Here is a 9,545-nt window from a genome sequence, read left to right on the forward strand (position 1 = left end):
GAGGGTAGAGTCGTACGCCGTGAACACCAGCGACGTCCCCGACACGATGCACATCGGCGAACTCGCCGACCGCGCCGGCATGTCCCTGCGCACCATCCGGCACTACGACGAGGTCGGGCTGCTCGTACCGAGCGGCCGCACCACCGGCGGGTTCCGGGTCTACACGGCGCAGGACCTCGAACGGTTGCTCGTGATCCGCCGGATGAAGCCGCTCGGGTTCACGCTCGACGAGATGGCCGAGCTGCTCCGCGTGGTCGACGCCCTCGCGACGAAGGACCCCGAGGACGAACCGGCGCTGGCGGCCCGCCTCGACGCGTACCTCGAGGACGCCCGAGCCCGTCACGCCAAGCTCGTCGAGCGGGCCGGCATGGCCGAGGAGTTCATCGGCACGCTCGGGTCACTCCGCGCTTCGCTCCCCTGAACGCTCGTACCGCGCAAGCCATCGCCGTTCGGCCTCGGCGGCTGCTTCCGGGGTGTACTCCAGACGGGCTTCCACCCGCTCGAACATGGCGATCATCTTCCGCGCCTTCCGTTTCGGGTACGCGTCGAGGATCACCTGGTTGAGCCGGGCCTGAGCACGTTGACGTTCTTCACCCGTCATGTGCATGAACATCCGTTGCATCGCGCTCCTCTTGTCCGAGTGTTCGTACCAGGACACTCACACCCGGATCATCGACCCGTCCATGAATCTGAATGTCGTACATCGCGCCGGCCACCATCCGACCGATCTCGGCCTTGCCGACGTCGTCAGACGAGACCATGTCGGCTGCCCAGACGACCTGTTGCCACACGTACGCTCGCTCGATCGCGCGCTGCTCTCGCCGCCACCGCATGAACGACCAGATCGTCGCCGTCGTGGTGCCGCCGAGCGCCAACAACGACGCGACCGCCGTCGCGACCGCCGCAGGCGGCCAGGTCGCGAGTTCCCCTGTCCCCGTCCCCACCCGGTCCCCCTCTCGTCCCGCGACCCGGCCACGTCGAGAACGCTACGGAGTCCACGCTCGCCGCCACGGGCCTCCCGGCATTCGGTGGAGAACGCCGGACGCAGGCGGCCCTGTGGAGGGAGGAACCCTGCCGCCCACGCCTCCGGACGCAGGCGGTTAGACTCGACCACCGTGATCGAACGCACCCGCATCGCCGACCTGGCAGCCCTCCCCGACGGTCCCGTCTCCGTGGCCGGATGGGTCGAGACCGTCCGAGACCAGAAGAAGGTGCAGTTCGTCGTGCTGCGCGACGAGACCGGCGCCGTCCAGCTCGTGAACCCGGCGACGCGCGAGGCCGAGGACGGCGACGACGCCGCACAGTCCGCCCTCGCGACCACCAACGAGATCTCCGGCCTGGCGCACGGCACCTTCGTGCACGTCACCGGCACGCTGAAGCACGACGAGCGCGTGAAGCTCGGCGGGCTCGAGGTCAAGATCGGTGCGCTGCAGGTGGTGAGCGCCGCGATCCCGGAGACCCCGATCGCCGACGACTCGTCGCTCGACAAGCGTCTCGACTGGCGCTTCCTCGACCTGCGCAACCGCAAGCAGAACCTGATCTTCCGCATCCAGACGACCCTGGAGCACGCGTTCCGCACGTACTGGGTCGACCGCGACTACATCGAGATCCACACGCCGAAGCTGATGGCGTCGGCGTCCGAGTCGCGCGCCGAGCTGTTCCAGCTCGAGTACTTCGAGACGACCGCCTACCTGGCGCAGTCCCCGCAGAACTTCAAGCAGATGGCGCAGCCGGCCGGCTTCGGCGCCGTGTTCGAGATCGCCGACGCCTTCCGCGCCGACCCCTCGTTCACGAGTCGCCACGCCACCGAGTTCACCAGCGTCGACGCCGAGTTCTCGTGGATCGAGTCCCACGAGGACGTCATGGCGATGCACGAAGAGGTCCTGGTCGCCGGCATCACCGCCGTCAAGGAGAAGTACGGCAAGGACATCGAAGAGGTCTTCGGCTTCGAGCTGCAGGTCCCCGCGACGCCGTTCCCCCGCGTGACCCTGGCCGACGCGCGCAAGATCGTCGCCGACAGCGGCTACGACGTCGTCCGCGCCGACGGTGACCTGGACCCCGAGGGCGAGCGCCGCGTCGCCGCCTGGGCGAAGGAGCACCACGGCTCCGAGTTCGTGTTCGTCACCGAGTACGACGCCTCGATCCGGCCGTACTACCACATGCGCAAGCCCGGCGACCCGTCGGTCACCAACAGCTACGACCTCATCTTCAACGGTGCCGAGATCTCCACGGGCGCCCAGCGCGAGCACCGCGTCGACGTGCTCGAGGCGCAGGCCGTCGAGAAGGGCCTCGACCCGGAGGAGCTCGGCTGGTACCTCGACTTCTTCCGCTACGGCGTCCCGCCGCACGGCGGCTTCGGCATGGGCCTCGCCCGCGTGCTGATGCTCATGCTCGGTGAGCCGTCGATCCGCGAGGTCACGTACCTGTTCCGTGGCCCGACGCGCCTGACCCCGTAGTCCCGGCGCGCGGCGACGCAGCGCGCACATGGTGAGCAGGAATGGTCGCCTCCCGGTGCGGGAGGCGACCATTGCTGCTCACGAAGCGCAAGACGCGAAGCGACGAGCGCGCTCGGACTGGAGGCCCGGCTCAGCTCTGCCAGTCGATGGCGGCCCGTGCCGTGACCAGTTCGCGGATCGCCGCTGCCGCGGCCTGGTGCTCCGGGTGCACCTGGTACGCATCGAGCCCGGCGAGGTCGTCGAAGCTGGCGACCACGGCGACGTCGTGGTTCTTGTCCGGGTAGGCGACGTTCTCGACGACCTCGAGCGAGCGGATCGACTCGACGGTGCCGACCAGACCGGTCAGGAGTTCGCGGATGCGGGCGATCGACGCGGTGCGGTCGAGGTCGGTCCGCAGGGACCAGGAGACGACGTGGGAGATCATGCGCGGGCCTCGGCCTTCTCGAGCGCACGTGCGAGCCGGTCGGCGTCGACGTGCCAGTTGCTGTGGACGCGCCCGTCGATCAGCACGACCGGGATGTCCTCCGCGTACTCCTGGCGGAGGGCATCGTCGTCGAGGATCGAGCGTTCCTGCAGGGTGACCCCCGGGTGGTCGGCGACGACGCGTTCGACCACGGGTCGGGCGTCATCGCAGAGGTGGCATCCGGGCTTCGTCAGGAACGTCACTGCGGGCATGGTTCCAGCGTAGTCCGGGAACGCGAAAGCCCCGGCGAACCGGGGCTTCTCGTGCAGGTCCTCCGACCTGCGCAGACCTGTGAGGGTCTACTTCTTGTTGCGGCGCTGGTGACGCGTCTTGCGAAGGAGCTTGCGGTGCTTCTTCTTCGCCATGCGCTTACGACGCTTCTTGATGACAGAACCCATGTGGACCTCGCTCGGACTGATGCTGATGTACGGACACCGGGCCGAAGAGACCGCGGAAAATCAACCTGCCCGAGTCTACCGGCTGCCCGCTGTGATGTCGAACGCGTGCTCAGCCGACGTCCGCCACGCCACCGCGCAACACGTCGGCGACGGCCGACTCGGGGACGCGGAAGGAGCGGCCGAAGCGGATGGCGGGGAGCTCCCCGGCGTGCACCATCCGGTACACGGTCATCTTCGAGACGCGCATCATCTCGGCGACCTCAGCGACGGTGAGGAAGCGCACGTCGTCGAAACTGCCGGTCATGGTCCGCCTTCGGGGCTCGCACGCGCGCTGCGCACGGGAGTGGTGTGACCTGTGTGGTCAGTGGCAACTGTAGAGGCGCGTGCGACCCGGTGTCCAGGATCAGTCCACGCCCGGTGCGCACCGACCGTGCCGCGGGCTCAGTCCTCGTCGCCCCGCCGGGTGAAGCGCTTGCGGCTGCGGTCGACGACGCGCTCCCAGCCCTGCTGCGCTCCGGAGATCGCCGCGGTGGCCCGGTACGACGCCTCGGCCATCACACGGCCGAGTTCGGTGCCCACCTCGACGGTCGCCTTGCCGGCCGCGCCGTTCCGGCGGATCGACACCGGTTGGCCGTCCGGCGTCCACGCCGTGGTGGCCGGGGTGCCGTCGGCGTCGACCGCGCCCGTGAACGGCAGGACCCAGTCCTCCAGGCGCACGAGCGGCTCCGGGTCGAGCCGGTAGTAGCGGTGCTGCCCTTCTTCGCGACTGGTGACGAGACCGATGTCGCGCAGGACACGCAGGTGCTTCGACACCGTGGGTTGGCTGACCCCGAGGCGTTCGACGAGCTGGCCGACGCTGAGCTCCCCGCCGGTGGCGTCCGAACCGTAGGCGGACAACAGCGTGCCGAGCAGCTCGCGCCGGGTCGGGTCCGCCACGACGGAGAAGATGTCGGCCATGGGGCAAGGCTAGCCGGGGCACCACGGATGTACCATGACGAACCGTCCCGGCCCATGTCCTCGGAGGCATACGCATGCTCGACCGAACCGAGCCGATCCCGCACCACGTGAGTGTCGGCCGACGGCGAGCGAGCCGGATCGCGACGGTGCTGCGCTCGTCGCCGTCCCGACTGGCGATCGTCGTGTTCATCGCGCTGATCTTCCTGTTCACGGTGCTCTTCATGACGCCGTGGGCCACGGTGGACCGCAGCAGCACCCACTTCGCGGACGCCCTCTTCACCGCGGCCTCGGTGGTCTGCGTCACCGGCTTGTCCACGGTCGACATGGCGACGCACTGGTCGGTGTTCGGCAAGGTCCTGGTGGTCATCGGCACGCAGATCGGCGCGGTCGGTGTGCTGACCTTCGCGTCGATCCTCGGCCTGTTCGTCACCCGGAAGCTCGGCCTGCGCGCGAAGCTCATGGCGGCGGGCGACTCGAACCCGCTCCGCACCCACCACGGCGCCGTGCCCGAGGGACAGGCCGTCCGGCTCGGCGAGGTCGGCACCCTGCTCGCGACCGTGGCGGTGAGCACGCTGTCGATCGAGATCGTCCTCGGCCTGCTGCTCCTGCCGTCGGTGCTCATCGCCGGCATCCCGTTCTGGACCGCGGTCGGCGACTCCTTCTACTACGCGGCGATGGCCTTCACGAACACCGGGTTCGCCCCGAACGCCGACGGCCTCGACCCGTTCGCCCACGACTACTGGTTCCTGTCACTCCTGATGGTCGGCGTCGTGGCCGGGTCCATCGGGTTCCCGGTGATCCGTGCCCTGACGAAGCAGCTGCGCACCCCGCGGCGCTGGCCGATCCACGTCAAGCTCACCCTGGCGACGAGCGCGGTTCTGCTCCTCGGCGGCGCGGCCGTCTACATCGCGCTCGAGGCGTCGAACCCGACGACCTTCGGCGAGGAGGGCGCCGGGCGCACCGCGTTCCAGGCGCTCTTCCTGTCGACGATGACCCGCTCGGGAGGCTTCTCGCTCGTCGACTTCGACCAGCTCAACGGCTCGAGCCTGCTCGTGACCGACATGCTCATGTTCATCGGAGGCGGATCCGCCTCGACTGCCGGCGGCATCAAGGTGACGACCCTCGCGGTGCTGTTCCTGGCCGCGGTCGCCGAGGCGCGCGGCCGCCAGAGCATGGAGGCCTTCGGTCGCCGGATCCCGAGCGACGTCCTGCGGGTCGCGGTGGCCATCGTGCTCTGGGGAGCGACGATCGTGGCCGTCGCGACCGTGGTGCTCCTGCAGATCACCGACGACTCGCTCGACCGTGTGCTGTTCGAGGTGATCTCGGCGTTCTCGACCAGCGGTCTGTCCTCCGGCGTGTCCGCGAACCTGCCGGAATCGGGCAAGTACGTGCTCGCCGCCACCATGTTCCTCGGCCGGGTCGGTACAGTGACCATCGCCGCTGCCCTGGCCGCCAGCCAGAGCCGGCAACTGTTCCGCCGTCCCGAGGAGAGGCCGATCGTTGGCTGACCGCACCCGTTCGTCGCACCAGCACGGTGCCATCAGTCACGACGCTCCCGTCCTCGTCATCGGGCTCGGTCGCTTCGGGGCCGCCACCGCCGGGCAGCTCGAACGCCAGGACCGCGAGGTGCTCGTCGTCGACACCGACGCCGGACTGGTGCAGAAGTGGTCCGACCGGGTCACCCACGCGGTGCAGGCGGACGCGACCGACATCGACGCGCTCCGGCAGATCGGCGCGCAGGACTTCGCCATCGCCGTCGTCGGCACGGGCAGCGACCTGGAATCGAGCGTGCTCATCACGGCGAACCTGGTCGACCTCGGCGTCCCGCAGATCTGGGCGAAGGCGATCAGCCGCTCACACGGCACGATCCTGTCCCGCATCGGCGCCAACCACGTCGTCTACCCCGAGCGTGAGGCCGGCGAGCGCACGGCGCACCTGGTGTCCGGCCGGATGCTCGACTTCATCGAGTTCGACGACGACTTCGCCGTGGTCAAGATGTTCCCGCCGCGCGCGGTCCGCGGCAAGGACCTCGCCACCACCGTGATCCGCACGCGCTTCGGCCTGACCGTGCTCGGCATCAAGCCGCCCGGCAACCCGTTCGTGCCGGCGACGCCGGACAGCGTCATCGGCGAGGACGACGTCATCATCGTCTCGGGTTCCGAGACCGACCTGGAGCGCTTCGCCGCGTACGAGTAGCGACCGCAGGACGGACGGGAGGCCCGTGGCGGTGTCGCCCCGGGCCTCCCGTCCGCACTGTGGCTGCGTCCACGACGCGGTGTGCGTCTACGACGCGGCGATCTCCTCGGCACGCGCGATCGCGGCACGCGACGCACGCAGCAGCGTGTCCGCCAGGTCGGCGTCCTGCAGCACCGCGACTGCCCGCTCCGTCGTGCCCTTCGGGCTCGTCACCGCACGGCGCAGGTCGGCGGGCTCACGGCCCGACCGCTCGAGCAGCTCGACCGCGCCGCGGACGGTGCCCTGCACCATCGTCGCCGCCTGCTCGTGGGTGAACCCGAGCTCCTCGGCGGCACGCTGCCACTGCTCGACCAGCAGGAAGACGTAGGCGGGACCGGAGCCGGACACGGCGGACAGTGCGTCGAGCTGCGCCTCCGGCACCTCGATGACCTCGCCCGAGGCGGCGAACACCGACGAAGCCAGTGCGACGGCCTCGGCGTCGGCCGAGGTGCCCGCGCTGATGCCGGTGACGCCGTGGCCGACGCCGATCGGGGTGTTCGGCAGGGCACGGACGACCCGGACGCCGGCGGGCACCCGAGCCTCCATGCTCGCGGTGGTGGTGCCGACGGCGACGCTGACCAGGACGGCACCGGGCTCCAGGTCGTCGGCGACCTCGTCGAGCAGGTCCGCGATCATGTACGGCTTCACGCCGACCACGACGAGGGCCGCGCCACGGACGGCCGCCCGGTTGGCGTCGGGGTCGGTGTCGCTCGCGGTGGCGTCGAGGCCGCGCTCCCGGTGGGCAGCAGCGGACGCCTCCGACTTCGTGGTGAGGGTCACGGTGGCCGGGTCGAGTCCCGCGGCGAGCAGGCCGTCGAGGACCGCGCCGGACATGGAGCCGACGCCGAGCAGGGCGGTGCGGGGCAGGTCGATCGTCATGCTCCCGACCCTACCGACGCGACCCGCCTAGGATCGTGTCGCAGACCACGAGAAGGGGACAGCTGTGAGCGCTTCCGGAGGCACGAAGGCGATCTTCGCCGCACTCGGTGCCAACATCGGCATCGCGATCGTGAAGTTCATCGCGGCGGCGATCAGCGGATCGGCGTCGATGCTGGCCGAGGGCGTGCACTCCCTGGCCGACTCCGCGAACCAGCTCCTGCTGCTGCTCGGTGGCCGCAAGGCCCGGCGAGCGGCGGACCAGGAGCACCCCTTCGGCTACGGGCGTGAACGCTACGTGTACGCGTTCGTCGTCTCCATCATCCTGTTCTCGGTCGGCGGTGTCTTCTCGCTCTACGAGGGCATCGAGAAGCTCGCCCACCCGCGCCCGCTCGAGAACTGGTGGCTCCCCCTCGTCGTGCTCGTCATCGCCATCGGTCTCGAGGGCTTCTCGCTCCGCACCGCCCTGCACGAGGCCCGACCGCAGAAGGGTTCGCAGAGCTGGGTGCAGTTCGTGCGCCGTGCGAAGGCCCCCGAGCTGCCCGTCGTGATGCTCGAGGACACCGCGGCCCTGCTCGGCCTGGTCTTCGCCCTGTTCGGCGTCGGCCTGACGGCGATCACCGGCAACGGGGTGTTCGACGCGATCGGCACGATGCTCATCGCGGCGCTGCTCATCGCGGTCGCGGTGGTGCTCGGCATCGAGACGAAGAGCCTGCTCGTCGGCGAGGGCGCGACCGCCGCCGACGTCGAGCGCATCAAGCAGGCGGTGCTCGACGGCCCCGAGGTCGACGCGATCATCCACCTGAAGACCCTGTACCTCGGACCGGACGAGCTGATGGTCGGCGTGAAGGTCGCCGTCGACGGGGACCGCCGGCTCGGTGACGTCGCCGCCGGCATCGACACCGTCGAGCAGCGTGTCCGGAGCGCCGTGCCGATCGCCCGGGTGATCTACGTCGAACCCGACGTCCTGCGCACCGGGCCGCAGCCGCCGACCGAGGCGATCGTCATCCTCGCCGCGGACTGAAGAAGTCGTCGAGCAGCTCGGCACACGCCTGCTCGAGCACGCCCCCGATGACCTCGGAGCGGTGCGGCAGCCGGCGGTCCCTGGCGATGTCGTAGACGCTGCCGCTGGCGCCCGCCTTCGGGTCCCACGCGCCGAACACGACACGGGGCACCCGTGCGGCCATGACGGCGCCGGCGCACATCGGGCAGGGCTCGAGCGTCACGACGAGCGTGTGCTCCTCGAGGTGCCAGTCCCCCGTCACCGCCGCAGCAGCACGCAGCGCCAGGACCTCGGCGTGGGCCGTCGGGTCCTGCCGCGCCTCGCGCTCGTTCCGGCCGGTGGCGACCACGACGCCGTCGCGGTCGAGCACCACCGCGCCGACCGGGACGTCGTCGGTCTCCAGGCACCGTCGGGCCTCGTCGAGCGCACGCTCCATCGCCGGGACGAACGGGCGGGCTGCGGGCTCCTCCACGGGACCTCCTGACGGTCGGCGGCACGCTAGGCTCGACCCTATGCGAGTCCACGTCGCCGACCACCCGCTCATCACCCACAAGCTCTCGGTGCTCCGCGACCGTACGACGCCCTCCCCCACGTTCCGCGCCCTGACCGAGGAACTCGTCACGCTCCTCGCGTACGAGGCCACGCGGGGTGTCCGGGTCACGGCGACGCCGATCGACACGCCGGTGGCGCACACCATGGGCGTCGCGATCGCCAAGCCGCGGCCGCTCGTCGTCCCGATCCTCCGCGCCGGGCTCGGCATGCTCGAGGGCATGGTCAAGCTCGTCCCGACGGCAGAGGTCGGCTTCCTCGGCATGGCCCGCAACGAGCAGACGCTCGAGCCGCAGACCTACGCCGAGCGCCTGCCCGACGACCTGTCCGGTCGGCAGTGCTTCGTGCTCGACCCGATGCTCGCCACCGGTGGCACCCTCGCCGCCGCGATCGACTTCCTGTTCGCCCGCGGTGCGCAGGAGGTCACGTGCGTGTGCATCCTCGGCGCCCCCGAGGGGCTCGCCATGGTCGAGCAGGCCGTCGGCGACCGCAACGTCTCGATCGTCCTCGGTGCGCTCGACGAGAAGCTCGACGAGAACGGGTACATCGTCCCGGGCCTCGGCGACGCCGGCGACCGGCTCTACGGCCTGGCCGAGTAGCGACCACCC

At 70.3% G+C, this 9,545-nt stretch carries 15 protein-coding genes; 6 read left to right on the top strand and 9 right to left on the bottom strand.

The features are described from left to right. Positions 1–19 precede the first annotated feature (19 nt). A complete protein-coding gene (locus DEI85_RS12155; RefSeq protein WP_372440230.1) occupies positions 20–421 on the top strand; it encodes a MerR family transcriptional regulator in 402 nt (133 codons plus the stop codon). Here DEI85_RS12155 and DEI85_RS12160 read toward each other — a convergent pair. Then, complete coding sequence (locus DEI85_RS12160; RefSeq protein WP_146244642.1) at positions 398–601, bottom strand: hypothetical protein; 204 nt, start codon at positions 599–601, stop codon at positions 398–400. The genes DEI85_RS12155 and DEI85_RS12160 overlap by 24 nt on opposite strands. Then, the gene (locus tag DEI85_RS12165) at positions 591–944 is read right to left on the bottom strand and encodes a hypothetical protein (RefSeq protein WP_111123257.1); all 354 of its coding nucleotides are present in this window, start codon (positions 942–944) and stop codon (positions 591–593) included. The genes DEI85_RS12160 and DEI85_RS12165 overlap by 11 nt, the downstream gene beginning before the upstream one ends. A 171-nt stretch (positions 945–1,115) precedes the next feature. On the opposite strand from DEI85_RS12165, the gene aspS reads away from it, so the two are divergent. Beyond that, positions 1,116–2,456: an aspartate--tRNA(Asn) ligase gene (aspS, locus tag DEI85_RS12170; RefSeq protein WP_110861580.1), complete on the top strand. Its 1,341-nt coding sequence runs from the start codon at positions 1,116–1,118 to the stop codon at positions 2,454–2,456. Between the two features lie 130 nt (positions 2,457–2,586). Here the strand turns inward: aspS and DEI85_RS12175 are convergent, their stop codons facing one another. From DEI85_RS12175 to DEI85_RS17615, 5 genes are all read right to left on the bottom strand, one after another. Then, positions 2,587–2,880 (bottom strand): Dabb family protein, encoded by a 294-nt coding sequence (locus DEI85_RS12175; protein ID WP_071247431.1) that lies wholly within the window; start codon positions 2,878–2,880, stop codon positions 2,587–2,589. After that, positions 2,877–3,131, bottom strand: a complete 255-nt coding sequence (locus tag DEI85_RS12180) for a glutaredoxin family protein (RefSeq protein WP_071247435.1) — start codon at positions 3,129–3,131, stop codon at positions 2,877–2,879. Before DEI85_RS12180 ends, DEI85_RS12175 begins: the two co-directional genes overlap by 4 nt. An 87-nt stretch (positions 3,132–3,218) precedes the next feature. Further along, the gene (locus DEI85_RS12185; RefSeq protein WP_003792170.1) at positions 3,219–3,317 is read right to left on the bottom strand and encodes a 30S ribosomal protein bS22; all 99 of its coding nucleotides are present in this window, start codon (positions 3,315–3,317) and stop codon (positions 3,219–3,221) included. A gap of 109 nt (positions 3,318–3,426) precedes the next feature. Continuing rightward, on the bottom strand, positions 3,427–3,621 hold the full coding sequence (locus tag DEI85_RS12190) for a helix-turn-helix domain-containing protein (protein ID WP_017888579.1): 195 nt from the start codon (positions 3,619–3,621) through the stop codon (positions 3,427–3,429). Between the two features lie 137 nt (positions 3,622–3,758). Further along, on the bottom strand, positions 3,759–4,274 hold the full coding sequence (locus tag DEI85_RS17615; RefSeq protein ID WP_220038928.1) for an ArsR/SmtB family transcription factor: 516 nt from the start codon (positions 4,272–4,274) through the stop codon (positions 3,759–3,761). Between the two features lie 74 nt (positions 4,275–4,348). Between DEI85_RS17615 and DEI85_RS12200 the strand changes: the two genes are divergently transcribed. Both DEI85_RS12200 and DEI85_RS12205 read left to right on the top strand, forming a co-directional pair. Further along, positions 4,349–5,782 (top strand): TrkH family potassium uptake protein, encoded by a 1,434-nt coding sequence (locus DEI85_RS12200; protein WP_111090276.1) that lies wholly within the window; start codon positions 4,349–4,351, stop codon positions 5,780–5,782. Next, positions 5,775–6,470 carry a potassium channel family protein gene (locus DEI85_RS12205; protein WP_216852501.1) on the top strand — a complete coding sequence of 232 codons (696 nt, stop codon included), beginning with the start codon at positions 5,775–5,777 and terminating at the stop codon, positions 6,468–6,470. Before DEI85_RS12200 ends, DEI85_RS12205 begins: the two co-directional genes overlap by 8 nt. A gap of 87 nt (positions 6,471–6,557) precedes the next feature. Here DEI85_RS12205 and proC read toward each other — a convergent pair whose 3' ends face one another. Next, positions 6,558–7,388, bottom strand: a complete 831-nt coding sequence (proC, locus tag DEI85_RS12210; protein WP_111123256.1) for a pyrroline-5-carboxylate reductase — start codon at positions 7,386–7,388, stop codon at positions 6,558–6,560. 64 nt (positions 7,389–7,452) lie between these two features. Here proC and DEI85_RS12215 point away from each other — a divergent pair, with 64 nt between their 5' ends. Further along, on the top strand, positions 7,453–8,409 hold the full coding sequence (locus tag DEI85_RS12215) for a cation diffusion facilitator family transporter (RefSeq protein ID WP_111090274.1): 957 nt from the start codon (positions 7,453–7,455) through the stop codon (positions 8,407–8,409). On the opposite strand, the gene DEI85_RS12220 is transcribed toward DEI85_RS12215, so the two are convergent. After that, positions 8,390–8,824 carry a nucleoside deaminase gene (locus tag DEI85_RS12220; protein WP_071247896.1) on the bottom strand — a complete coding sequence of 145 codons (435 nt, stop codon included), beginning with the start codon at positions 8,822–8,824 and terminating at the stop codon, positions 8,390–8,392. The two genes, DEI85_RS12215 and DEI85_RS12220, sit on opposite strands and share 20 nt — an antisense overlap. 76 nt (positions 8,825–8,900) lie before the next feature. Between DEI85_RS12220 and upp the strand changes: the two genes are divergently transcribed. Then, positions 8,901–9,536 carry a uracil phosphoribosyltransferase gene (upp, locus tag DEI85_RS12225; RefSeq protein WP_027466329.1) on the top strand — a complete coding sequence of 212 codons (636 nt, stop codon included), beginning with the start codon at positions 8,901–8,903 and terminating at the stop codon, positions 9,534–9,536. Positions 9,537–9,545: the final 9 nt, after the last annotated feature.

Origin of the sequence: Curtobacterium sp. MCBD17_026 (assembly GCF_003234895.2) — a bacterium.
GTDB lineage: Bacteria > Actinomycetota > Actinomycetes > Actinomycetales > Microbacteriaceae > Curtobacterium > Curtobacterium flaccumfaciens.

What these genes read in the sequence shown, in the direction of transcription:
- DEI85_RS12190 (WP_017888579.1), bottom strand. Translation starts at nt 3,621, where the DNA reads ATGACCGGCAGTTTCGACGACGTGCGCTTCCTCACCGTCGCTGAGGTC.
- DEI85_RS12180 (WP_071247435.1), bottom strand. Translation starts at nt 3,131, where the DNA reads ATGCCCGCAGTGACGTTCCTGACGAAGCCCGGATGCCACCTCTGCGAT.
- DEI85_RS12175 (WP_071247431.1), bottom strand. Translation starts at nt 2,880, where the DNA reads ATGATCTCCCACGTCGTCTCCTGGTCCCTGCGGACCGACCTCGACCGC.
- DEI85_RS12200 (WP_111090276.1), top strand. Translation starts at nt 4,349, where the DNA reads ATGCTCGACCGAACCGAGCCGATCCCGCACCACGTGAGTGTCGGCCGA.
- upp (WP_027466329.1), top strand. Translation starts at nt 8,901, where the DNA reads ATGCGAGTCCACGTCGCCGACCACCCGCTCATCACCCACAAGCTCTCG.
- DEI85_RS12185 (WP_003792170.1), bottom strand. Translation starts at nt 3,317, where the DNA reads ATGGGTTCTGTCATCAAGAAGCGTCGTAAGCGCATGGCGAAGAAGAAG.
- DEI85_RS12220 (WP_071247896.1), bottom strand. Translation starts at nt 8,824, where the DNA reads ATGGAGCGTGCGCTCGACGAGGCCCGACGGTGCCTGGAGACCGACGAC.
- DEI85_RS17615 (WP_220038928.1), bottom strand. Translation starts at nt 4,274, where the DNA reads ATGGCCGACATCTTCTCCGTCGTGGCGGACCCGACCCGGCGCGAGCTG.
- proC (WP_111123256.1), bottom strand. Translation starts at nt 7,388, where the DNA reads ATGACGATCGACCTGCCCCGCACCGCCCTGCTCGGCGTCGGCTCCATG.
- DEI85_RS12160 (WP_146244642.1), bottom strand. Translation starts at nt 601, where the DNA reads ATGACGGGTGAAGAACGTCAACGTGCTCAGGCCCGGCTCAACCAGGTG.